We start from the raw sequence: 25279 nt of genomic DNA on the forward strand, positions 1-25279 counted from the left end.
TGGGACCGAAAAACGGGCCAGGCGCCATCTCCCCGGTCATTACAATACAGTGAAGATGCGCGTTATGACTCGCAGGTCACGCTATTTTGCCGAATCGGTGGCAGATTGGCTCATTCGACCAATGACCAGTCCAGCGGCGTACCGCGTTTGATCGGCTGGCGCGCACGGCGCCCGAGGACGGCGTCGGTGTGCTTGGGCGGCAAGCCGAGACCGGGACGAATGGCACGCACATTGGCCGCCGTGAAGGGTTCACCGGCCGCCATATCGGCCGTGACGTACAGCGACCGACGGTAGACCAGCGACTTTTGCTCAGCCTCGGTCACGCCGTAGTGCACCTGCCCCATGGCCTGCCAGGCGCGCTCGGTTTCGACCACCAGACTGGCCAGTTCCGCCGGCTCCAGCGAGAAACTGGCGTCAACGCCGCCGGCCGATCGGTCGAGGGTGAAGTGTTTTTCTACCACCGTCGCACCGAGCGCCACCGCCGCCACCGACACGCCGACGCCCATCGAATGGTCTGACAGCCCGACCTCACAACCGAACAACTCACGCAGATGCGGGATCGTGCGCACGTTGCTGTTGGTCGGGGTCGCCGGGTAGGTGCTGGTGCACTTGAGCAGCACCAGATCCTTGCATCCCGCCTCACGGGCGGCGCGCACGGTTTCGTCGAGTTCGGCGAGGCTGGCCATGCCGGTGGAAATGATCAACGGTTTGCCAGTCGCTGCGACACGGCGGATCAACGGCAGATCGGTGTTCTCGAAACTGGCGATCTTGTAGGCCGGCACATCGAGGCTTTCGAGAAAGTCCACGGCGCTGTCATCGAACGGTGTCGAAAACGCAAGCATGCCCAGCTCTTTGGCCCGGGCGAAGATCGGCGCATGCCATTCCCACGGGGTGTGGGCCTTTTCATACAGGTCGTAGAGCGAAGTGCCCGCCCATAGACTGTTCGGATCCTTGATGAAGAACTCGCCCTCCGCCAGATCCAGGGTCATGGTTTCGGCAGTGTAGGTTTGCAGCTTCAAGGCATGGGCACCGGCCTGTGCCGCCGCTTCGACAATCTGCAAGGCGACGTCCAGCGACTGGTTATGGTTGCCGCTCATTTCAGCGATGATGAACGGCGGCGCATCGGCACCGATCCGGCGGTTGCCGATCTTGAAACTGCTCATTGACGGGATTCCTTCAAAACCTTGGTGAACGCGCAGGCACTCTGGGTGAACCCGACGTCACGAAAAACATTCATCGAGGGCTGATTGGCCGGTAAGACCTGGGCGGTGATGGCGGTCAGCTGCGGCCAGTGTGCAGCCACAAAGGCTTCACCCTGCGCCAGCAGTGCCCGACCCCAACCCAGGCCAAAACGCCCCTCGAGCAGATACAGCGAAACCTCTGCCTCAAAGCCGCGCAAATCGTAGCGCAGGACGCCGACCGGGCCGTCATCCGCCTCGGCCACCAGCAGCAACCGCTGAGGATTGCGCAGGCTCGCGCCCAGCCAGTTCACATGTTGCGTCCAGTCAATCGCCCCGCTGTCCAGCGACCAGCGGCGCACCACCTCGGCATTGCGCCCGTCGAACAGCAACTGCGCATCCTCCGGCGTCGCCGGGCGCAACTTGAGCACCGCGCCGGCCAGTGCCGCCGCCACTCGCAGCGCGCCGCGCCCGTCGACCAGTTGCCGCGAACGTTCGGCCAGGCTCTGGCGCAGATAAAAGTTGCCTACGACAAAGCCGATGGCATCGCGCAGTTGCTCGACACTGACCTGCTCCCGCGCGCCCATGAACACATGCGCCCCGGCCGCCGCCATCACCTCACCGTTGGCCTGCTGGTTGTTCGACACCGCAATGCAGATCGTCGGCAGGCCCAAGGCCGCGCGCTCCCAACTGGTGCCGCCGCCAGCGCCGATAAACAGGTCGGCCTCGGTCATGCGCCGATGAAAATCGCTGACGAAACTGTGCAGGCACCAGTGCGGCCGCGTTTCGGCCAGTGCCTGCATCTCTGCCCAGGCCGGGTTGTCGGCGCCGGCGACAAAATCCACTTCAAGCGCCGAAAAATCCGCCAGCGCCAGCATGGCGTGATGAGTCTGGCGTGCCGCATCAAAACCACCGAAATTCACCAGCACCCGGCGCGCCACCGGTTTGATCTCGATGGCCGGGCCACTGAACTCTTCGCGCAGCATGGCGAAGCGCGGGCCGAGCAGTGTTCGGCAACCGGCCGGCAGCAGCGGTTGATAATTTTCGCTGAGCCCGGAGAGGTTCTGATTGAGCAGCAGATCCACGCTGTACCGGCGGGTCGCCAGATCGTCGACGGCGGCGATCCGTGGCGCGAAGCGACGGGCAGCGGTCTGCCAGTGATGGTCGAGGCCGTAATGATCGGCGATGACCCAGTCAAATCCGGGCTGCCCTTCCAGCTGCGCCGCCAGTGCATCGATATCCGCCTGCCACGGCAGCATCGATTCGATGGCCTGCTCCGGGTCTTCACCGGCATAGCGATCCGGCAACGCGAAGGTCTCGAAGCCTTCGCTTTGCAACGCATCAAGCCGATGCCCCGGCAAACGACGACAGGCGAACGCAACGTGACTGCCTTGCGTGCGCAGTACTCGCGCCAGTGTCAGGCACCGGGCGATGTGGCCACTGCCGATGGTCGGCGAGGCGTCGGCGCGGATCAGCACTCTCATTGCAGTTCTCCACCAGCCTTGAGGGCGGCGTAAAGGTACTCGGCGCGCTTCCAGTCTTCGGCGGTATCGATGTCCTGCACCAGATGGCGTGGCAGGATCACCGGCAGACTGGCCGGCGAATACAACACCTCGCCACCCAGCCAGGCTTCGCTGCGCCCCCAATAAAACTGGCCGGCATCCTGAAAGGCAGCCGGCAGATCCTGCGAACGGGTATTGCGAAATTCGGGGTACAACGCCGTCAGTGCGCCCTGCCTGTCGAGGGTCAAGGCGCGCTGCACCGGAAAGCCGAAATCGGTGACCGAAAAAGCAAAGGACTTGTCCGGATGCTGCGCCAGCAATTCAAAGCCCTGACGCAGAAAGCGCGCCTGCAGCAGCGGCGCCGTGGCGTACACACAGCAGGCGTAATCGAAGGCCGGCAGTTGCTGCAAGGCATGCACGATGACCGCCGCAGTGCCGGTGAAATCATCGGCCAGTTCCGCCGGACGCATGAACGGCACATGAGCACCGTTGGCTCGCGCCACGTCGGCGATCTCTGCGTCGTCGGTGCTGACCACCACCTGCTCGAACAAGCCTGAATCGAGGGCCGTACGAATCGAACGGACAATCATCGGCACACCGTCGAACGGCGCAAGATTCTTGCGCGGGATGCGTTTGCTGCCCCCGCGGGCCGGGATGATTGCGACGTTGTTCAAGGACGTTTTTCCAAAAGGAACCAGGTGATGTCGTCCACCGGACATTGCGGATCGCGGTGATAACCGAAGCCGTAATCCAGCAGTTGCAGATCGGGATAGCGATCGAGCAGTTCCCCGGCGAAGTCGCGCTTGAACAGCTTGCCGCTGTTGCCGCGATAGGACACTTCCACCGGCGAGGGATTGTAATACTCGGCGATCAGGATGTAGTGCGAACTCAACGCATACAACTGCGCATACGCCGTCGGCAGCAGCTCCGGCGCCAGATGGATCAGCACGCCTTTGCTCAGGGTCAGGTCGTATTGGCGCTCACGGGGAAAGTCGAACAGCGAACCGTGCCAGATGTTCGCAATCTCCAGCGCACGCGCCTGAGCGCAGGCACTGGCATTGATCTCGACCCCGAACAGCTCGCAGCGCGGCAGCAACTGACGCAGCGCCTGCAAGTTGTTGCCGGCATTGGTGCCCAGCTCCAGCAGGCTGTCGATCCGCCCGGCCCGGGTCAGCGCCTTGGCGAACAACGCCAGATTGGCCGCCACCAGTGGCTGACCGATATTGCGATCCACGTACTGGTTACCGAATTCGCCCTGCCAGAATTGTTCCTGCTCGCTCAGATCACGCATCACCGTTTTCCATTCACCGCCGCGGCGGCAATCATTCGGTCAACCGACGCAATTGCTCGACCACGTAGTCCTGCTGCTGATCGCTCAGCAACGGGAACAGCGGCAGGCTGATCGCTTCGGCGTAATAACGCTCGGCCTCGGGGAAGTCACCCTCGGCAAAACCCAGGTCGCGATAGTACGGCTGCAAATGCAGCGGAATGTAGTGCAGGTTCACGCCGATGCCAACGGCGCGCAAGCCTTCGAATACCTGACGGTGGCTGAGGCTGATGCGTTCGGTCTGCAAACGCACCACGTAAAGATGCCAGGCCGACTCGGCGTCCGGCTGGGGGCTCGGCACGGTAACCGGCAAGTAAGCCAGCAAGCGATCGTAACGCGCGGCCAACTCCCTGCGACGGGCGATGAACTCGTCCAGTTTGCCTAGCTGTGACAGGCCCAGCGCGGCTTGCAGATCGGTGATCCGGTAATTGAACCCCAGCTCGACCTGCTGGTAGTACCACGGGCCGTGACTGGGTTCGGTCATCTGTTGCGGATCGCGGGTCATACCGTGGCCGCGCAGGCGTTGCAGGCGCTCGGCCAGTTCCGGGCGATTGGTCAGCACCATACCGCCTTCGCCGCTGGTGATGATCTTTACCGGGTGGAAACTGAACACGGTCATCGCGGCAAACTCACCGCAACCCACCGGGCGCCCGGCGTAACGGGCGCCGACCGCGTGGGAGGCGTCTTCGATGACCGTGAAGTTGTAGCGTTCGGCCAGTTCGGCAATTCGCCGCATGTCGCAGCTCTGCCCGGAGAACGCCACCGCCACCAGCACTTTGGGCAGCATGCCGTCGCGTTCGGCCGCATCGAGTTTGCTTGCCAGAACTTCGGCATCGAGGTTCCAGGTCAGCGGATCGATGTCCACGAAATCAACGTCGGCACCGCAATAACGGCCGCAGTTGGCCGACGCGAGAAAGGTGTTCGGCGTGGTCCACAAGCGGTCGCCCGCGCCGAGCCCCGCCGCCAGACAGGCAATGTGCAGCGCCGCCGTGGCGTTGCACACCGCCACGGCAAAGTCGGCCTGACAACGCTCGGCCATCGCCTGCTCGAAGCGTTCGATGGTCGGCCCCTGGGTCAACCAGTCGGACTGCAACACCTCGACCACCGCGTCAATGTCCCTCTGGTCGAGGCTCTGCCGACCGTAGGGAATCATACCGAGAGCTTCGCGTGCAGGTCGGCGATCTGACCCACCGAGAGGAAGTGCGGGTTGGTGTCGGAGCGGTATTCGAAATCTTCGCCGACCGGCACGCCACGCTCACCAAGTTTGTCCTCGGCAAAATCCACATCGACGCTGGTGAAGCGGATCGACGGCTGGATGGTGTAGTGGTCGGCAAATTCCAGGGTCATCCGCGCATCGTCCAGCGGCACCATCAACTCGTGCAGCTTCTCGCCCGGACGAATGCCGACGTTCTTGTGCGGCAGATGCTCGGCCATGCCGCGCGCCAGATCGACCACGCGAATCGACGGGATCTTCGGCACGAACACTTCACCGCCGTGCATCCGCGCAAAGCTGTCGAGCACGAACTGCACGCCGTGATCGAGGGTGATCCAGAACCGGGTCATGCGCTCATCGGTGATAGGCAGCTCTGTCGCACCGTCAGCGATCAGCTTGCTGAAAAACGGCACCACTGATCCGCGCGAACCGGCGACGTTGCCGTAGCGCACCACGGCAAAACGCGTCTGCTGTTCGCCGGCGATATTGTTGGCCGCGACGAACAATTTGTCCGACAGCAACTTGGTGGCGCCGTACAGGTTGATCGGGCTTGCGGCCTTGTCGGTGGACAGCGCGACGACTTTCTTCACCCCGTTGTCGATGGCGGCAGCGATGATGTTTTCCGCGCCGTTGACGTTGGTGCGGATGCATTCGGTCGGGTTGTATTCCGCCGCCGGCACCTGCTTCAACGCCGCGGCATGCACCACGTAATCGATGCCGCGCATGGCCTGACGCAGACGGTCGGCGTCGCGCACATCGCCGAGGAAGTAGCGCATGCACGGCGCATTGAACGTCTGCTGCATTTCGTATTGCTTGAGTTCATCCCGGGAGAACACCACCACGCGCTTGGGCTGGTATTGCTCGAGCAGGCGCGCAATGAACTTGCGCCCGAACGAGCCGGTGCCGCCGGAGATGAAAATCGACTTTCCGTTGAACATGTCTTGAGTCCCGTTCCTTGTCCGCCAGACCTAGGCGATCAACTGCGCCCAATTGAGCGAAGCGCTGTCGTTCAGCACAAAGCCTTTGCCAGTCAGGCTCAGGTTGGCGTTGTACGCCTGATCCTGGGCGAACGCCGCCGCCCATTTTTCCTGCAACGCAGCCAGTGCCTGATCAGCCTGGGCGATATCGCCCTGATGGATGACTTGCACCGAAGGCGTCCAGACCGTCAGATAGCCGGCCTGGCCGGCCTTCAGGCACAGGTCGACATCGCTGAAGCCAGCAGCGAACGTGCTGTCGTCCAGACCGCCCAGCGCCTCGAACAGCTCCTTGCGCACCATCAGGCATACGCTCGAAACCGCCGAGTAGTTCTGGTCCACGGACAAACGGTACAGGTAGCCTTCGGCGTCGTGTTTCTCGCCGATGAATGCAGAGCCGACCCCACCGTTCATGCCCAGGATCAGGCCGGCCTGGCTGATCTTGCCGTCGCGGTTGACCAGTTTGGGGCCGACCACACCGATTTCCGGGCGCAGGGCATGGTTGAGCAACGAGTCCAGCCAGTTCGGATTGACCACTTCCGCATCCGCCGCCAACAGCACCAGAAATTCGCCCTGAGCCTGCTGGCTGGCCGCGTTGCACAGCGCAGCCGTGCTGAGTGATTGATCGGCACGCAGCACGCTGACTTTCGCGTGCTGATAAGTCCCGAGCCAGTCATTGACCTCGGCCGATTGCGAGGCCGTGGTTGCTATCAGGATTTCGTACTTGTGATAGCGGGTGCGCAACAGTACGCCTTCCAGGCAGCGTTGCAGAGCAGACAGATCGTCCCCGGCCGGGATAACGATCGAAACCAGAGGGCGATCGCTATGGTGATAATCGATCTGGTAGAGCCCCGGCACCGCCGACGTGACCTTGGCCTTATAACCGCGATTGCCCAGATGACGCAGCAATGCCAGACGCTCATGCGGATTCTCTTCCAGCTCCGGCGCCTGTGTGATCAGCAGCGGCTCATCGAGGTGCGCCAGGCTGTTCAGGCCACCCTGTTCAATAATGCGCAGCAGCAGATCGAACTCCAGCGCCTTGCTGAAATCAGCGCGGTAGCCGTCAACTTCCAGCAATACTTCACGCCGGATCAACCAGTGCCGCGCCATCAGGCCTGGCAGGCTCAGCAACAGGTCGAGATTGAAGCCCGGACGGAACACATCCATCAGCGCACCGTTTTCCCGGCGCTGAATCTCGTCCGTGGAAACAGCGCTGATACCACCGGCGTTCATCAGCTCCAGGCTGGCGCGCAACAGGCCGCCGGCAGTGAACTCATCTCCCGCCTCAGCCAGCAGCAACCAGTCGCAAGGCGACTGACGAGCACTCTGGTTGAGCTTGTCGACGAGATTGTCGGGCGTCACGCGGACAAAGTGCAGGGTGTTCTGCGCAGTGGTCGCCGCCGGTGCTTCACCGGTGGTGAACACGACAATGCGGAACGCCTTGCATTGACCTTCGAGCAGGCTGTCGAGGCTGACCTGCAGCTTGTCGATGTCGTCATCCATATCCAGCAGGAAGATGGCGAACTGCGGGCCACCACCGTTCACGGCCAGATGTTCGGCAATCGCCTCGATCTGCCCCGCATCGGCCTGACGCGTCTCCAGCCACTTCAGCAGACGGCCGGACTGCATCTGGTCGAACACCTGATGGTGATCGGCGACAGTCAACGTTTCCAGACGTGCGATCCAGTCACGCATCGTCTGCGCTTGCTCATCCTCACCAGACAGCTCCAGTTGCTCGGCCAGGCGCTTGGCTACGGTGCGGTTGAACGCATTGAGGTCATGGGCCTGCCACAGGCGGTCGAGCACGCTTGCCGGCGTATCGTTGTTGCGCGCCTGGATCAGGTGCGCCTGACGCGTCCACACGCCCTCGAGTTTCTCCAGTTGAATACGCCCTGCCGGCATCGCATGCAGCATGAATTCGAACTGTTCGAGGCGATCGAAGAAAGCCTGGTTGTAGAACGGCATTTCGACGTACTGCAGGGGGCCGAAGCGGCGGTCCGGCCGCTTGAGTTCATGGTTCCAGGTCGACTGAATAATCAGCTCCGCCGTCAGAGCGCGGCCGCTTTGCAGACTGTCGACCATCGCCTCGAAACTTTGCAGGGCAAACGCCTTGCCCTGCTCTGCATTCAAGTCCTTGATACCGGTCGGCAGACCCGCCAGGAATTCGGCAAAGGCTTCGCGCTCGGCCACGGATTTGGCATCGATATAGGTCAGAGAGTGGTAGACCTCGGTGCTGTGTTCGGAGTTGCCATAGTTGATCTCACGCACCACATACGGGATCGGCAGGATCCGTGCCTTGGCACTGGCCAGCAGGAAGTACACGTGGCCGATCTCCTGCCACTGGAAGCTGGTGCCCGGCGGCAATGCCGAATGCCAGGTTTTCATCAGATCGGTGCGGGTCACCGCGTAGAACGGCGGGATGTACTGACTCATGTAGTCGACGACGCGGTCCTGCGCCCGCTCGGACGCATAGTCCTCCTGCACTTTCTTGTCGCGGCGGTAGTAGCTCACGCCACCGCCCAGCGTCAGGTACATCATGCAGTAGCCGTGGCACATGCCGTAGTCAGGGTTCGCCTGCAGGAAGCCCACCGACTCGGCCAGCGAGTCGTGCAGGATGAAGTCGTCGTCGGCTGCCAGCACCATGTACGGCGTGGTCAGTTGCTCCACGCCATAAGCCAGCTTGGCCTGCATGCCCCAGTAGGCGAACTGCGGCACGTGGTGGTAATCGACTGCGGAGAAGTCGCCTTCCGGCCGCTCGGCCGTGGAGTCCAGCACCATGATTCTGCAGGGCAAGCTGCTGTAATACTTCACCGCCCGACGCAGGAACGCCGGACGATTGTGCGTAATCAGCACCACGGTCAACAGCTCGTTGAGCGGTAGCGTCAATTCAGAACTGAACTTGCCTTGCATAACTTTCTCCACAACCGGCGATCCGCCGAGACAACGCTTGGGTGATGTTGCGAATTAACGAACGCGACGCAGATAGCCGTCCGGCGCCACGGTGATCAGCAGCTTGTTCTGCAGCTGCACATCGATCTCGAAATCCTTGTTCTCTTCCAGGTATTTCCACACGGCGGTCTTCGGGTTGTCGCCCGGGCCCCATGGACGATCCGGGAAGAAATCGGCCGGCATGTCTTCAACCACGGTGTCCATCACCACGCAGTAGCTGTCGACCGAAACCAGTGGCGCGTAGAGGCGCAGCTCTTCGAGCACGTGGTCGTGGGTGTGGTTGGAATCGAGCACCAGAATGACTTTCTTGCCTTCGGCGGCAGCGCGAACCTGGGCGGCGATGGCCGGGTCGATGCTCGAACCTTCGATCATCTTGATGCGCTTGCTCATCGGGTGGCTTTCGATGGCTTCGCGGTTGTGCGCACGGATGTCCAGATCGATGCCCAGCACTTCGCCGTGACCTTGCAGTTCCAGCAGGGAGGCGTAGTAGATGATCGAACCGCCGTGGGCGATGCCGCACTCGATGACCAGATCCGGCTTCACCTGCCAGATGATTTCCTGCATCGCCATCATGTCTTGCGGCAGCTGGATGATCGGACGGCCCATCCACGAGAAGTGGTAGCTGTACTTGTGCTTGGCTGATTCGTTGAAGAAATCGCGGGCCAGGCTGGTGAGTTTCTGGTCGTCACCCTGCTGGGCGATCTGCTCGCGGCATTCGGCTTCGAAAGCTTTGTTGATGCTGTTGTCGGTCATTTTCAAAATCTCAAGGGTCACTGGAACGAAGCGCTGTCGACGGCGTGATAGACGTAACGTCCACCGGTCATCCGCTTGATCTCTTCGAGGTAATTGGAATTCATCACAAACAGGTTGGCGCCCTCGGGCAAGGCGTCCATCGCCTCTTGCGGCGAAGACACCCGGGCGCCGCTCAGGGGCAGGTAACGCCCCTGCTTGGCCGGGTTGATATCGACCACGCGATCCACCGCCACGCCGGCGCGTTGCAGGAACAGCGAATAGATCACGCCTTTGGACGAGGCGCCCCAGATCGCCGAACCCTGCTCGGGTGCACCCTGGATGATCTGCACCGCGCGCTCGAGGCTGGCGGTGAAATCGTCCGGCAACGCCAGGCGTGGCACCGGTTGTTCCGGGGTCAGGCGCAACGTGGCAAGGTCAGCGACGATGTACAGGTATTGGCCACCGAACAGGTGACCGGCCTCGTGCACGGTGCCGAACATCCGGCGCAGATCATCGAGGCGGAAATAATTGACGTGCTCGTAGAACAGGTCGAACCAGGCGCGGTGTTCGAGGATCCAGTCGAAGCACGGCACTTCGATGTAGATCTGCCCGCCGCCCTGGTTGGCTTCGGCGATCACCGCCAGAAAGCCCAGCGGATCCTGGATGTGCTCCAGCACATGACGCAGCACGATGGCGTCCGCCGCAAGACCCAGGCCTCGGGTGAACGGGGCCTTGATCACGTCGGCGTTCTCGCCTTCGTAGGCGGGGTCGATGCCGGTGATGTGGTAACCCAGGCCCTTGAGCAGCTCCAGGAAATAACCTTTGCCGCAGCCGACTTCGATCAGTTCCTGGCCCTTGAAGTGCCGGGCAATGATGCCTTCGACATCGCTCAGGTGCTTCTGGAACTGGCCGGAATGCGCCTGTTCGTTCTGGTAGTCGGCGTCGTAGCTGAGCTTGTCGGCGTCGAACGCCGCATTGAAGATCAGACCGCTGCGCTCATCCTGCACCAGCAACATATCGGCGCTGGCCGATGCCTTCGCCGATTCGGGATCGGCAAAGGTGCGGTTCTGCAGCACCGGCAGGTCGGTGACCCGATACAACTCGTGCCTCATTGCGGCTCTCCCAATAACTGTTGCAAGCGCTCGGTCACCGCCCAGAACGCCAGCGGTTCGTGGGTCGGATACGGGTAGTGGCCGAGGTTCAGGCCGATGGTCGCGCCGCGCTCACGCACGCGCTGTTCGACCAGCGCCCGCACCGAAACCGGCTGGCCGCTGGCGCAGTTGATCGTGCCGTCGAAATCGCGTTGTTGCAGGATCGCGGCGAGGTGATTCGCAGCTGTCCGGATCGGCAGAAAATCTCGCAGCTGCTCGCCCGCCGACATGTCGAACGTCGCATCGCCGGCATCGATGGCCCGGTCCAGCGCCGCCAGCAGACTGTTGGGGTTCTGCCCTTCACCATGCAGGTAGAACAGCCGTGCCCATTGCAGGGTGAACGGATGCTCCTGCTGCAGACTTTGCAAAAACAGGTGCAGGGTGTGCTTGGCCAGACCGTAGGGATTGGCCGGCTGCGCGTCGTTCTGTTCGCTCAATGGGCCGCTCTGCATGCCGTACTCGAAGCACGTGCCGGTCACCAGCACCTGCTTCACGCCCGCCCCTACCGCGCCTTTGATGAAGCGGTAGTCAGCCATCAGGTTGTGCTCGAAATGGAACAGCGCCCGATAGTTCGGCAACCCCGGCCAGGCCAGGTGCGCGAGTGCATCGACGCCCTCGGTCAGCGCCGCGACATCCAGATCCGCCGCGTGAATATCCGCGCTCACGAACTCGACGTCCTTGATCCACGGCATGTCCGCTGCTTTCTGCGCGTCGCGTGCAACCGCCCGCACCGTGCAACCACGGGCCAGCAATGCCGCGACCAGATGACGACCGACGAAGCCCGTTGCCCCGGTGACCAGAATCTTCACAGCACGCTCAACTCAGGCACGGCGATCACGAAGCGGCCATCCCACTGACGCACCTGAGCCAGTTGCTGACTGACTTCGTGAAGCAGGTTCCATGGCAGCACCAGCACGTAGTCCGGTTTTTCGATGTCGATCTGCGCCGGTGCGACGATCGGGATGCGGCTGCCCGGCAAAAACTTGCCCTGCTTGTGCGGGTTTGCATCGGCGACCCAGGCCAGCAGATCCGGTTTGACCCCGGCGTAGTTGAGCAAGGTGTTGCCCTTGGCAGCGGCGCCGTAGCCGACCACACGTTTGCCGTCGGCCTTGGCCTGCAACAGGAACCGCAGCAGGTCATGCTTGATGCGTTCGGCGGCCGGCGCCAGCGTCGCGTAGTACCCGCTGGTTTTCACGCCTGCGTCAAGTTCCGCCTGCAATTGCTGTTGCACGGTCGGCTGCACGGCGCGGCGTTCACCGTCCTTGCGCTGCACGAACACCCGCAGCGATCCGCCATGGGTGGACAACTGGCTGACGTCGAACACTTCCAGGCCGTTGCGTTCGCACAGGGTCTGCACGGCGGTCAGGGACAGATAGGAATAGTGTTCGTGATACAGCGTATCGAACTGCGCGCCAGCCATCAGCGTCAGCAGTTGCGGGAATTCGAAAGTGGCGACGCCGGTCGGTTTGAGCAGCGTGGCGAAACCACCGAGGAAATCGTTGATGTCCGGCACGTGGGCCAGCACATTGTTGGCGGCCATCAGGTCGGCGGCCCAGCCTTCGCTTTTCAGCTGGGCGGCGGTGTCGCGGCCGAAGAACAGTTCACGGATCTCCAGACCTTTGTCCCGTGCCGCCTGCGCGGTGCTGCGGGTCGGCTCGACACCCAGGCACTGGATGCCGCGACCGGCCACATATTGCAGCAAGTAACCGTCGTTGGCGGCGACCTCCACCACGCGGCTGTCGGCGGTCAGGCCGAAGCGCTCGACCATCTCGGCCACATAACGCTCGGCGTGGGCCAGCCAGGTACTGGAGAACGAACTGAAGTAGGCATACTCGGCGTCGAACAGGCTGTCGGCGCTTGTGTAATCCTCGGTCTGCACCAGCCAGCATTGCTCGCAAACAGCGACCTTCAGCGGCACCCATTGCTCGGCCTGCTCGATTCGATCGGCGTGCACGTAGGCGTTGGACGGTGGCGAGGTGCCGAGGTCGATCAGCGGCAGGCTCAGCGGTGCGGCGCACCCACGGCAGTTCATAGACGCACTCCAGCAAAGTGTTGATCGAGCGCGGGATGGCTGGAATCACGCGCTGACAAATTATTGACAGGCAACGGCCAGGCAATCGCCAGCCGTGGATCGTTCACCGACAGACCGCCCTCGTGCTCCGGCGCGTAATCGGCGCTGTGCAGGTAAAGCAGTTCGGCGTCTTCGGTGAGGGTCTGGAAACCGTGGGCGAAGCCGGCCGGAATCAACAGGCTGCGACCGTCGCCGGCCTTCAGGTGCTCGGCGTGCCAGTGCAGGAAGGTTTCCGAGTCCGGGCGCAGGTCCACCGCCACGTCCCACACTTCACCGCGCAGGCAGGTGATCAGTTTGGCTTCCGGCGCGTTGGCATTCTGATAATGCAGACCGCGCACGCTGCCCTTTTCGCGGGTGCAGGAATGGTTGATCTGGCGGATGTGAAACTCACTGCCGAATGCCTTCAGACTGCCTTCGCAGAACAGCCGGGCGAAGTGCCCGCGCTGATCTTCGAAGCGTTTGTGCTGGACGCTGAACAACCCGGCCAGCGGTAGCTGTTTCAAGGAAAACTCGCTCACAGCGCGCCCCAGTACAGGTTCAGTTGGCCGAGGGTCACAGTGCGCATGTCGTCGCCGTTCTGCCACGCCAGGTGCCAGTCGAGGGTCTGGGTCAGGCATTGCTGCAACGTCCAGCGCGGTTGCCAGCCCAGCACCTGACGGGCGCGACTGCTGTCCAGACGCAGCAGCCCGGCTTCGTGCAGGTCACTCTTTTCGATACGCAGGCCTCGGGCCTGAGGCCAGCGGTTGGCGAGCAGTTCGACCACTTCGCCGACGCTGCACATGTCCGCCTCGCCCGGACCGAAGTTCCACGCGCCGGCGTATTCCGGGCCATCTTCATAGAGCCCGGCGGCCAGTTGCAGGTAGCCGGCCAGCGGCTCCAGCGCGTGCTGCCACGGGCGCACCGCTTGCGGATAACGTAGCGTCACTGGCTCGTCTGCCGTCCAGGCTTTGAGCACGTCGGGGATCAGACGCTCAGGGGCGAAGTCGCCGCCGCCCAACACATTGCCGGCCCGCGCGGTGGCCAGCGCCAGACCGTGCTCGGCGTACTTGTCGGCCGGGAAGAACGATGCCGCGTAAGACTGCGCCAGCAACTCGCAGCAGGCCTTGCTGCTGCTGTAAGGATCGTGGCCACCGAGGGCTTCGTCTTCGCGGTACGGCCACAGCCATTCCTTGTTGGCGTAGACCTTGTCGGTGGTCACCAGCACGCAGGCCCGCACGCAACCGACCTGACGAATCGCTTCGAGCAGATTCAAGGTGCCCATGACGTTGCTGGAATAAGTGCCGAGCGGATCGCGATAGCCTTCGCGCACCAGCGGCTGGGCCGCCAGGTGCAGGACGATCTCCGGCTCGGTGTCGGCGATGATCTCGAGCAAGGCGCCCAGATCACGCAGGTCGCCGCGCTGATCGTTGATGCCTTCGTGCACGCGCGCCAGTTCAAACAGGCTCGGTTCGGTCGACGGATCGAGGGAAAAACCGCTGACTTGCGCGCCGAGGCTTTGCAGCCACAGGGTCAGCCAACTGCCCTTGAAACCGGTGTGACCGGTGACCAGAACCCGCTTGCCGCGCCAGAACTCAGGACTCAGGCCCATTGCTTCCATGGGGCCTCCCCGCTCTGCCACAGCGCTTCGAGGTGGTTCTTGTCGCGCAAGGTGTCCATCGGATGCCAGAAGCCTTCGTGCTCGAAGGCTTTCAGTTGTTCGTCCTGGGCCAGGCGAGCCAGAGGCTCGGCTTCCCAGGTGGTTTCGTCACCGGCGATGTACGACAGCACTTTTGGCGACAGCACGAAGAAGCCGCCATTGATCCAGCCGCCGTCGCCGCGCGGTTTTTCGGTGAAGCCGAGGACCTGATCGCCCTGCCGCTCAAGGGCGCCGTAGCGGCCCGGCGGCTGCACGGCGGTGACGGTCGCCAGACGGCCGTGGCCCTTGTGGTAGTCCACCAGTTGCGCAATGTTGATGTCGGAAACACCATCGCCGTAGGTGAAGCAGAACGCCTCTTCATCCTTGAGGTAACGACCGGCACGCAGCAGACGGCCACCGGTCATGGTTTCCTCGCCGGTGTCGATCAGGGTGACGCTCCACGGCTCGCTGTAGTTCTGGTGAACGTCCATGCGGTTGTTGCGCATGTCGAACGTGACGTCGGAGGTATGCAGGAAGTAGTTGGCGAAGAAGTCCTTGATCGCGTAGCCCTTGTAGCCGAGGCAGATCACGAAGTCATGGATTCCGTGGGCGGAATACTGCTTCATGATGTGCCAGAGAATTGGCTTGCCGCCGATCTCGATCATTGGCTTGGGCTTGAGGTGCGACTCTTCACTGATGCGCGTGCCGAGGCCACCCGCCAAAATAACTGCCTTCATCGTCTCCCCTCTTCTACGTCACAGGGCTCGGCCTCGCTGTTGCAGGCCTTTGCGGCTGAACCTTTGCCAGTCCGGGCGCAGGTGAATGACCGCGAGCGCTCGTTTTATGGCGATTTGAGGGGGACTTGCAGGAAACGCGCCAGCTCCGCCAGCACCGCGTCGGCGAGGAAATGCAGGCATGAAAAAAGGGATGAATCCGTTGCCGGACTCATCCCTTTCATCGAGCAGCTTCAATCAATCAGACGGATCAGCCAAACATCGCGAATCCATCGATCGTGGCCGGCAGGTCGTAGACCTGGCCGTCAGCGGTCTGCAGATGCTCGATTTTGTTGTACCCGGCATACCCGGGATACCCGGCAGACTCGGCGTACCAGCCTTGCAGTTTCACGCCGCTGTAGGGAACGCCGACGCTGCCGTCGTTGGCGCCATGCAGATAGGCGTCATCACCGATGCGAGTGACGTTCAGCTGGCTGAGATTGGCGACAGTATTCAGGATCAGCGTGTCATTGAGGTCCCAGCCTTCGTCCTGAATCGTTACCAGCCCGGTGGTGTTCACGACATAGGTGTCATCACCCGTACCGCCGAACGCGAAGCCGCCACTGCCGGACTGGCCCGCAAGGTTGAGAACGAGCACGTCATTACCGCTGTCACCGAACAGCATGTAGTTGCTGCCGGTCCCGGTCAGCACGTCATTGCCTTCATCACCGTAGGCACCGCCGCGGTTGACCGTGACGGTGTCATCGCCCTCGTCTCCATGAGCCAATGTACCCAGGTCATTCACGACACTGACGATGACGTCATCGCCCGAACCGCCAGACAGCAAGTCGGCCTGCGCGACATTTGTGTCGAGACCGGATTTCAGTCCGCCATAGAGATAGTCATTGCCATCGCCACCCACAATCTGGTCACTACCAGACCCGCCTTCGAGGACGTTGTCACCCGAGTCGCCTCGCAGGAAGTCATCGAACCGGCTACCGCGCAGCCCTTCAATATCGACGTAGGTATCGTAGAGCGCGATACCGCTTTGCGGCCCCCAGCCCAGCGAGGCGCTCAACCCTTCGTTGCTGTCGTCGTAGCTGACGATGTCGATACCGGCTCCGCCCTCAAAGCGATCACCGCCCGCGCCACCCGACAGGACGTCATTGCCGGCACCGGAGATGATTCTGTTGGATTCGTCATTACCGTATCCAGTGAAGTCCGCAGTGCCGGTGTAGGTCATGTTCTCGATGAACGCAGCCATGTGCATCGACGACAGGCTGGTGTTCAGTTGATCGATGCCACCGGGGAAATTCTGCTCGACGATGGTCACACCCTCGCTGTTGATCGTGTACACATCATCACCCGCGCCGCCCTCCAGGGTCAGGCCGCCGACGTTGGCGGTGAAGTGGTCAGCGAACGGCGTACCGATGACTTTCTCCACGTTCACCAACGTGACATCCGGAGCACCTGCCTGCTGACCAATGCCGATATTGACGCCGTCCCAGGAGAGGCGGTAGCTCACGGTGTCGTAACCATCAGCTCCATCCACGATCATGGCGTTATCGAGCAGATACACCGCGTCATCGAAATTCGACCCCTGAATCGCCTCGATACCGGTGAAGGAGTCGCCAGCGGCGATGGACAATGCGTCGAAGTTCTCGAAGTCCAGGACTCTCACTCCTTCGAGGCTGTCGGAATAGCTGACGGTATCGAAGCCTTCGCCACCCACGAAGTGATCAGCGCCGGCGCCGCCCCACAGCCAGTCGTTGCCGGTGCCACCGATGATCTCGTTGTCGCTGGCATTGCCGTAACCCTTGAAGTCTCCCGTGCCGGTAAAGGTCAGCTTCTCGATGAAAGGGTCCATCTTGATGGTATTGAGACTGGTGCGCAGCTCGTCGTAGCCGAGATAGTTTTCCTCGATGATCGTCACACCTTCGCTGCCGACGATATACACATCGTCACCGACACTGCCTTCCAGCGTCACGCCGGCCACGTTGCTGTTGAAGGTGTCATTTTGAAAAGTGCCGAAGACCTTCTCCACGCCGATCAGCGTATCGACCTTGCCGTCAGCGGCAGTGACGGTCGTCGAGGTATCGTTGAACTCGACGCTCACCCCCGAGGACAAGGCGTAATAATTCGCCGTATCAAACCCTTCACCGCCGTCCAGCACGTCTGATCCTGCACTGGCCAATAGTTGATCATCAGACTCCATTCCATAGAGTTCGTCATTGCCATCGGTGCCCGACAGGACATCCGCCTCACTCGTTCCATTCACTACTGACATTTGCGTCTTCCTTGCGTTGTTGTTGAATCCGGAAACCTGCCTCACGGGCACAAGCCGATCACGCCAGCAGCAACCGTCCGAGGTCAGCGAATAGAGAAGTATCGACAGGAAAATTCCGATTCTTGAGGCTCTGCGGTGGAAAAAGTATCGATACCGATACAAACAGAATCTTGAAGACGCAAAAAAGGCGACTCGAAAGTCGCCTTTTTTCAGCAGTGCCGGTCAGTCCGCCAGCCAGCCATTTTCCCAGTACCGCAGGTTGTCGCCACGCAGCACGTAGTCGCGCAATACGATTTCTCGCAGTTCATCGCCCATGCGATAGCTCGCATCGGGATCGGCCAGGTGCATGCGGATTGCCTGCAGCCACTCGTCCGTGGAGTTGGTCTTGACCCGGGTGCACGGCAGATAACCCTGATAGGCCTCGGTGTCGGTACAGACCACCGGATAACCGCACGCACCGTACTCCAGCAGGCGCAGGTTGCTCTTGCAGTCGTTGAAGATGTGAAACTCCAGCGGTGCAAGGGCCAGGTCGAGGTTGAGGCTGGCCAGTTTCGCCGGATACACATCCAGCGGGATCACGCCGTGGAACTCGTGCATGTACGGACGCAAGTCATCCGGGCACATACCGAAGAACACCCAGTCGACCTCGTTCGCCAGTTCACGGACCACATCGGCAATCACCGCCAGATCTCCGTGATGGCTGGTGCCGCCGCCCCAGCCGACCCGCGGTTTTTTCGAGGTGCGACGCTGGCTGTGCAGGTCAGTCCACAAGTGCCGCGACAACATGTTCGGTACGACCCGGATGTCGTGATGCATGTCCGACAGAACGTTCGCCAGCGGCTGGGTCGACACCACCACCCGATCGCACAGGCCGATCGCCCGCCGCACCAGCCGCTCCATTTCCTGCTTGTTCGGCATGTTGCGAATGTGCGCGTTGCGATGAGGGACATCGATGACATAGTCATCAAGTTCGTAGATCCGCCGGGCGTTGAAAAAGTTTTTCAACGGCGGAATTTCTTCGATGGCACCTTCCGAGTAACGCCCTTGCAATACGATCACGTCGGGGGCCTGGCGCTCGATGTCGATGATCGAAGGCAAGCCGTAGCAGATCCGCCCTTCGACACGATTGGCCGCCTCCAGCTCGATCATCGGCTGGCTGATGCGATAGTGGCCGATGGCGGAGGCGTTGATAGGCACCGCCAGCACATTCGGCAACTGCTTGCGTGAAAACGGGCTCCAGCCGGTACGCAGGCCCGGTTCCAGACTGAAGCTGGTCGCACCTACCCCATGCACCGCCAGATTGACGTTGAACGCAGGATCGCGCGCAATCAGTGGCAACCAACGCTTGTAGAACGTTTCGTGCTCCTGAATCTGCAGTTGCTCTTCTTCTGCCGTGGCCTCGGCCGTCGGCCGCGCGCCCAAGGCCAGCATGGCATAAGGTGTCCAGACCACCAGGTAACCTTCCATGCCGACGCGCAGACACAGATCCGCCACATTCAGAGCCTGCGCCAGATCCTGCTCGTCGAGCCCGTCGACAGCTTCATAGACAGCCTTGCGAATCATCAGGCAATCGCCGCCGACAGCACTCAGGTCATGCACCGCCTGCAAGCGGAACATGTACCCGTCCGCCTGCAACGACTGACCATAGAAGGGCAATCCCACGGCACCTTGCATGCCCAGAATCAGGCCGGCATGCAGCACGCAACCGTCCGGATTGTACAACTTGGCACCGACGACCCCGACTTCCGGGCGCTGTGCATGGTTGAGCAGTTCGTCCAGCCAGTCGGTCTGGGTGATCACCGCAAAGCCATTGAGCATCAGCACGTATTCGCCGCGGGCCTGCCCTACCGCAAAGTTGTGCGTGGCGGCTGCATTGCCCTGCTGCGCAAAGCTCAGCACACGAACCCGGTCGCTGCCCAGTTGTGCCATGCCGTCCAGCCAGACCAGTGCTTCGGCGCTGGTGCTGCCGTTATCGACCAGCAACAGCTCGTATTCGGTGTAGGCGGTTTTTTCCAGTAGCGTCTCGACGCAGCGCTGCAAGGCGGCAGTCTGATCCCGGGTCACGATGATGATCGATACCAGCGGACGCCGGCCGTGGTGGTAGTCGACCCGATTGAGCAGTTCACAGCTGCCACGACGGATGTCATGGGCCAGACCGAGGCGCTGCAGATGCGCTTCGAGCACCCGCGGATTCTGTTCGAGGACACCCGGGGCCACGAGCCACTTGGACAGGTCGAACGGCGACTCCAGCATGACCTCGGCAATGTGGCCGACAACCTGTGTGCCATCGCTCTCGACCAGACGCCACAGCACATCGTGCGGCGCGAGCTGTGCGAAGTCAGGGGCAAAACCACCGAGCGCCAGAAAACGCTCACGCTCGAATGCCAATGCCCGACCGACATAGGGGTAGCTGCGCATCAGGTCGAGGTTGAAATCCGGCTTGAACGCAGGCTCTGCCGACTCCCCGTTACGCAAGCTGCCCTCGTCGCTGTACAGACATTTCAGTGACGGGTAATGCACGATGCGCTCGGCCATGACCAGCAACGCCGGTGCCACCAGCCGATCACCGGCCTGCAGCAGGTAGAACCAGTCAGCCCCCGCCAGTTGCGGCAGCAGCGTATTGATCTGCGCCATGCCATCGTCCTGCAAAGGCATGCGGAACACTCGCCCGTCCAGCTCGGTATCGGTACACGAGGCAGACAGGACAAGGATCAGCTCCGGCGGATAATCCTGAGCGGCAAGCGAGGCCAGTGTGCGTTCGACACCGTCGCGACTGCCCTGCCCGTCGATGACGATCGGCACGATCCGGGGTTGATGCGTCCAGCCGGCGAGGGTTTCCGGCAGCAACGTGCGCTGACCTTCGGTCAGTACCCGGCAGTTGAGCCACTGCGCGTAGAGTTCGGCAAAACTCCAGCTGTCGATGCCGACACTCCACTCCTGGCGGCTCTGTTTGGAGCCAAGGGTACGACTCAGCGGCAACTCCTCCCAGACCTTGGGCAGATCATCAGCCTTGGTCAGAGGGATGTAACGAACCCAGCCCGGTGCAGGCGCCGACTCGCCGCCGCGCGCCTTGAGCATCTGCGTCATCCACTCACGCTCGACCTCAAGCGCATCTTTCATCGGCTGTTGTGCACTCAGGCGCTCAGGGTACAGCCGCTCGGCGCTTAGCACATTGTTGGACACCGCCAGATTGCCGCGCCTCAGCAGGCAGACATACAGGGCAAAATCCAGCGACGCGACGAAGCAGTGACCTTCCTGAGTCAGCGCCGGCAACAACTCTTCAACGTCGACACGCCGGAACAACGCGTTGGTAAACCCACCGAGGACATTGACCGGGAATTTCTCGAAGATGCCCAGCAGGTCATCGCCCTTGAACAGACCACTGTGCGGCGACAACGACGTGTTTTCCAGGCGCGCGGGCAGAATGATGTCCTGCTCATCCCAGAGCAGCCGCTGGGCCAACACCAGACTGACCTCGCCACGCATCATCTCGTGGGCCTGCTGCCGGATGCAGTCGGCATACAGGTGATCGTCGTCGCACAGGAACTTGATGAACTCGCCCTGCGCCTGACTCAGGCAGGCCTTGAGGTTGCCGACCATTCCCAGGGTGCGCGGATTGCGTATGTAGCGCACGTCCACACCGGACTGTTCGATGACCGACGCAACGATGCGCTCGATCTCGGGCCCCCGACTGTCATCGCAGACGATGATTTCCAAAGGGCTGTAAGTCTGGCTGACAGCACTGTTCAATGTCCGCTCGAAGAAGCGCGGATTGAAGGCAGGAATGACGACGCTGACAAGAGGAAGTGAATTCACGGCGGACTCGCAAGCGGCGGGAACCCGCCCGGAACAGCGAGCCCTTTGAAACCGCAGAAAAAGACAAATGATACAGAGCGATCGGAGCAGGCGGGCGCTTGCGCGCCCGCCCAGGCTTCAGATCTTGTTGAACAGGCCCAACTGAGAGATTTTGCTGAACGCCAGCTGCGAGGCCTGCAGCATGGTTTGCTGCAAGGTCAGGCGGGTCATCACTTCGGCCGGATCCGAATCACGGATCGTGCCCTGGGTGGTGGCGTTTGCCAGTTGCAGGCTCTGGTTGGTGGTGCTCTGGTCATCCAGCGACTGCCCGCGGGCGCCGATGGACGTTACCGCACTGCCGATCTGGTTGGCGGCACTGTCGATGTTGCCCAGTGCCGACTCCATTGCCCCCTGGAATTTCTGCTTGGCGACCGGATCACCGTCGATCGGTGTATTCAGCGCCGCGACCATCTGGCCCAGGGTGTCGAGCACGTTCTGGGTCTGGTGGTTGTTGGACTGGATCGAGAACTGGTCACCGGCCGCAGGCGTGCCACCGAGAGCGAAGGTCACACCGGCCGCCGTCGCGTTGCCGCCAGCCACGGTGCCCGACGAGATCGGCTTGCTGTCGGCAGTCACAGGCGCTGCGTACAAGTCGAACGCAGTGGCGCTGGTGAACTTCAGGACCGCACCGCCGCCGGACGGGAAGGCAGCGTCGTAAGCCGCCTGGTTGGTCACGTTCGAACCGGTGATGACCGCAGTCGACGGGTTGCCTGGGCTGCGTGCGGTGGTGAACGAGTCCGGCGTGGCCGACAGCTGGAAACTGTGACCGGCAATGACGGCGTCCGGGTTGGTGTCACCGGCCTTGAGGTTGATGTTCAACTTCAGGTCGACGCCACGGAAGCTGACCGTCTGGTTCGCACCGTTGCTGTTGCTGATCAGACCGTTCTGGCTGGCTTCGGCCGTCACATCGTTGCCCAAGGCATCGGTGATCTTCAACTGAGTGCTGCTGATGAAGTCCACGGTGTATGGCTGGCCGGCCGCGAACTTGGAGTTATAGGTCGCGGCGTTGCCAACGATACCGTTGGTCAGCACAACGCGACCGTCATCAACGGCCGGAGCCGTCATGTTGGTCTGGGTGCGCGCAGTATTGATGGTCTGCTGGAAAGCATCCCAACCGGTAGTGTTGGTGGCCACCGACAAACCGTCGCCAATGCCCAGGTTGATCTGGGTCTGGTCACCGTTGTAGGTGTAGGTGCCATCGGCGTTCTGCGAGTACGGCGCGGTATCGGTCTTCGAGCCGGAGAACAGGTAGTTGCCGTTGGCGTCCTTGGAGTTCATCAAGCCCAGCACTTGTTGCTGGATCTGGCCCAGTTCGGCGGCGTAAGCCTGGCGGTCCTTATCGGTGGCGATGCCGTTGTTGGCTGCCAGCCCGATTTCCTTGGCGCGCTGCAAGGCGTCGGTGATGGCCGTCAGCGTGGACTCCTGAATCGTCAGCGAACTCTTGGTGGTGTCGATGTTGCCTTTGTACTGATCGAGCATCGCGGCCTGCTGACCCAGACGGAGCAAACGACCCGCCCCGATCGGATCGTCGGCGGCGGTGTTGATGCGCTGCAGGCTGCTGGCCTCGTTGGCGGTCGCGACCGTCTTGCTGTAGTTGCGCTGATATTGGGCAGCTTGCGTCGCGTAATACTGGGCGGTGGAAATGCGCATGAATTACGGCTCCTTAAAGGCTGTTGATCAGCGTGGCGAAGGTTTCCTGCGCAGCTTTGATGATCTGCGAAGACGCTGTGTAGTACTGCTGATACTTGACCAGGTTGCCGGTCTCTTCATCCAGGTTGACCTGGGACAGCGAGTCCCGCGCACCCTGGGCCTGATCCAGGATCACCGAGGTGGCTGCGCTGTCGGACTTGCTCTGGGCGGCCTGGGTACCGACGTTGGTCACCAGTTTGTTGTAGGCGTCGGTCAGGCTGATGCCTTTGCTGGCGGTGCCGGTGTCCACGGTCTGCTTGGTTTGCAGGCCGACCAGTGCCTGGGCATTGCGGTTGTCCGAAGAAGCCGCACCGGTCAGGTTGATGGTGAAGGTTTCGCCGGACTTCGGCGTCGCGCCCACGGTGGTCTGCACGGTGAAGGTCTTTTGCACGTTCGGCGTGACGCTGGTGTCCATCACCGGAGCACCGGTGGAATCGAGCATGCCGATCTTCAGGTTCAGGGTGTTGGCCTGCCCCGGCACAATGGTCCCGGTGCCAATGGTGTTGCCCTTGGCGTCGACCATGTTGTACGACTGGCTGCCACTGGCGACTGCACCGAACACCAGCTTGACCGGGGTCGAATACTTGAGCGCGTTCTGCAACTCCGCCTTGGAGGCCGGATTGTAGATGTCGACAACGTCGGTCAGCGTCGGCTGGGTGTAGGTGCCCGCGTTGTTGGCACTGGCCACGCCGGTCAACGGTCCGGCTGCCGCGATTTTCTTCGGATCGGTGAGCACGGTCTGAATGCTGGCCGCTGCGTTGCGGGTCGGAGTGACCTTGAACGTATCGCCGGCGCTCAGCGCACCACCGTTAAGGGCCAGGGTAAAGCCGTCGATCACCGGTGGCGGCGTGGTCGTGGTACTGAACGAACCCATGTCGGTGCCGTCGGAGCGCTTGACCGTGTAGTTGGTCGCGCTGGTGAAGGTGACCTGGTAGTCGCTGGTGGTCAGCTTGCCGGTATCCTTGATGGTGACGTCAAGATTACCCGAGCCTGCGCTGTTGCCCGACTGGGCAATACTGCGCTGACTGATCAGGGCAGCACTGTTGATGTCATTGAAAATAGCCGCGCCAAAGTCACCGTTCTTGTCGATGCCCTGGGCTTGCTGGCGGTTGATCTGGTCGGCCACGACCAGTGCCACACGGCCCAGCTCGTTGAGTGCCGGATCAAGCACTTCCTTGCGATAAGTCAGCAGGCCGCCGATTTCACCACCGGTCATCGCCGAGGTGATGTCGATGGTGCTCGAACCACGATCCATCTGGATGCCCATGCGCGACGGGTCACCCTTGAGCGGCACGGTGCTCAGGGTATTGGTGGTATTGCCGATGACCAACGGCTGGCCGCTGCCGATGTAGATGTCGAAGCTGGTGCCACGCTCAACGACTTGCGCGCCAGTCAGCTCGGAGAGCTGACGCACGGCTTCGTTACGGCTGTCGAGCAGATCGTTGGGCTGGCCGCCGCTGGTGGAAATCTCGCCGATCTTCTGGTTCAGCGTGGCAATGGACGTTGCCAGTTTGTTCACCTGGGACGCCATGTCGGACAGGTTGCCATTGAGCGTGGCGTTCTGATCGTTCATCTGCTTGGCCAGCGCATTGAAGCGACTGGTCAGGGCCTGGGCGCCGGTCAGCACCGACTGACGGGAAGTGTCGTCGGTGGCCGAGGTCGACACGCCTTGCATCGAGGTGAAGAATTTCTGCAGCACACCGGTGAGGCCGGTGTTGGTGTCGGACAGCGAGCCGTCCAGCGCGGTCGCCTGCGCACCGAACGCGGCGGATTCGCTGTTGAGCGACGTGGCGGTACGCAGCTGCGATTCAAGGTAGGAGTTGTACACCCGACGCACGTCGGCCAGGGTCGTACCGGTACCGATGAACACGTTACCGTACTGAATCGAGGACTTGGTGCCCTGCACGGTTTGCTGACGTGAATAACCGGCGGTGTCGACGTTGGCAATGTTGTTACCTGTCACAGCCAGAGAGGACGAACTCGCGGCCAACCCCGACATCCCGATATTGAGCAAACTCATGAT

The 25279-nt window shown here is 61.7% G+C and carries 18 protein-coding genes; all 18 read right to left on the bottom strand.

Features of this window, described 5'->3' with window-relative positions; translation table 11 throughout:
* Positions 1–110: 110 nt before the first annotated feature.
* Entirely contained in the window at positions 111–1163 is a 1053-nt protein-coding gene (gene pseI, locus QLG12_RS18075; protein ID WP_236193816.1) for a pseudaminic acid synthase, read from the bottom strand.
* Positions 1160–2662: a UDP-2,4-diacetamido-2,4,6-trideoxy-beta-L-altropyranose hydrolase gene (gene pseG / locus QLG12_RS18080; RefSeq protein ID WP_282475009.1), complete on the bottom strand. Its 1503-nt coding sequence runs from the start codon at positions 2660–2662 to the stop codon at positions 1160–1162. Before pseG ends, pseI begins: the two co-directional genes overlap by 4 nt.
* A complete protein-coding gene (gene pseF, locus QLG12_RS18085; protein WP_282475010.1) occupies positions 2659–3354 on the bottom strand; it encodes a pseudaminic acid cytidylyltransferase in 696 nt (231 codons plus the stop codon). The genes pseG and pseF overlap by 4 nt, the downstream gene beginning before the upstream one ends.
* Complete coding sequence (locus tag QLG12_RS18090) at positions 3351–3971, bottom strand: pseudaminic acid biosynthesis-associated methylase (RefSeq protein WP_236193821.1); 621 nt, start codon at positions 3969–3971, stop codon at positions 3351–3353. Before QLG12_RS18090 ends, pseF begins: the two co-directional genes overlap by 4 nt.
* Before the next feature lie 31 nt (positions 3972–4002).
* Positions 4003–5160, bottom strand: a complete 1158-nt coding sequence (pseC, locus tag QLG12_RS18095; RefSeq protein ID WP_282475011.1) for a UDP-4-amino-4,6-dideoxy-N-acetyl-beta-L-altrosamine transaminase — start codon at positions 5158–5160, stop codon at positions 4003–4005.
* Positions 5157–6158 carry a UDP-N-acetylglucosamine 4,6-dehydratase (inverting) gene (pseB, locus tag QLG12_RS18100; protein ID WP_064594325.1) on the bottom strand — a complete coding sequence of 334 codons (1002 nt, stop codon included), beginning with the start codon at positions 6156–6158 and terminating at the stop codon, positions 5157–5159. Before pseB ends, pseC begins: the two co-directional genes overlap by 4 nt.
* A gap of 30 nt (positions 6159–6188) precedes the next feature.
* Entirely contained in the window at positions 6189–9104 is a 2916-nt protein-coding gene (locus tag QLG12_RS18105) for a TIGR00180 family glycosyltransferase (protein ID WP_282475012.1), read from the bottom strand.
* Positions 9105–9158: 54 nt separating this feature from the next.
* On the bottom strand, positions 9159–9896 hold the full coding sequence (locus QLG12_RS18110; RefSeq protein WP_282475013.1) for a cephalosporin hydroxylase family protein: 738 nt from the start codon (positions 9894–9896) through the stop codon (positions 9159–9161).
* A gap of 17 nt (positions 9897–9913) precedes the next feature.
* Complete coding sequence (locus tag QLG12_RS18115; protein WP_282475014.1) at positions 9914–10987, bottom strand: class I SAM-dependent methyltransferase; 1074 nt, start codon at positions 10985–10987, stop codon at positions 9914–9916.
* Positions 10984–11835: an NAD(P)-dependent oxidoreductase gene (locus tag QLG12_RS18120; RefSeq protein WP_282475015.1), complete on the bottom strand. Its 852-nt coding sequence runs from the start codon at positions 11833–11835 to the stop codon at positions 10984–10986. The genes QLG12_RS18115 and QLG12_RS18120 overlap by 4 nt, the downstream gene beginning before the upstream one ends.
* Positions 11832–13058, bottom strand: coding sequence for a class I SAM-dependent methyltransferase (locus tag QLG12_RS18125; RefSeq protein ID WP_282475016.1), 1227 nt, complete (start codon positions 13056–13058; stop codon positions 11832–11834). The genes QLG12_RS18120 and QLG12_RS18125 overlap by 4 nt, the downstream gene beginning before the upstream one ends.
* Positions 13055–13615 (bottom strand): dTDP-4-dehydrorhamnose 3,5-epimerase, encoded by a 561-nt coding sequence (gene rfbC / locus QLG12_RS18130; protein ID WP_039765543.1) that lies wholly within the window; start codon positions 13613–13615, stop codon positions 13055–13057. The genes QLG12_RS18125 and rfbC overlap by 4 nt, the downstream gene beginning before the upstream one ends.
* Entirely contained in the window at positions 13612–14694 is a 1083-nt protein-coding gene (gene rfbG, locus QLG12_RS18135; protein WP_282475017.1) for a CDP-glucose 4,6-dehydratase, read from the bottom strand. The genes rfbC and rfbG overlap by 4 nt, the downstream gene beginning before the upstream one ends.
* Positions 14676–15449 (bottom strand): glucose-1-phosphate cytidylyltransferase, encoded by a 774-nt coding sequence (rfbF, locus tag QLG12_RS18140; RefSeq protein ID WP_103385729.1) that lies wholly within the window; start codon positions 15447–15449, stop codon positions 14676–14678. The genes rfbG and rfbF overlap by 19 nt, the downstream gene beginning before the upstream one ends.
* Before the next feature lie 247 nt (positions 15450–15696).
* Entirely contained in the window at positions 15697–17712 is a 2016-nt protein-coding gene (locus tag QLG12_RS18145; protein ID WP_282475018.1) for a calcium-binding protein, read from the bottom strand.
* Positions 17713–17934: 222 nt separating this feature from the next.
* Complete coding sequence (locus QLG12_RS18150) at positions 17935–21528, bottom strand: glycosyltransferase (protein ID WP_282475019.1); 3594 nt, start codon at positions 21526–21528, stop codon at positions 17935–17937.
* Between the two features lie 117 nt (positions 21529–21645).
* Positions 21646–23217 carry a flagellar hook-associated protein 3 gene (locus QLG12_RS18155; RefSeq protein WP_282475020.1) on the bottom strand — a complete coding sequence of 524 codons (1572 nt, stop codon included), beginning with the start codon at positions 23215–23217 and terminating at the stop codon, positions 21646–21648.
* Positions 23218–23230: 13 nt separating this feature from the next.
* A complete protein-coding gene (gene flgK, locus QLG12_RS18160; protein WP_282475021.1) occupies positions 23231–25276 on the bottom strand; it encodes a flagellar hook-associated protein FlgK in 2046 nt (681 codons plus the stop codon).
* Positions 25277–25279: the final 3 nt, after the last annotated feature.

The sequence above is a fragment of the Pseudomonas sp. V88_4 genome, from assembly GCF_029967985.1.
GTDB lineage: Bacteria > Pseudomonadota > Gammaproteobacteria > Pseudomonadales > Pseudomonadaceae > Aquipseudomonas > Aquipseudomonas glycinae.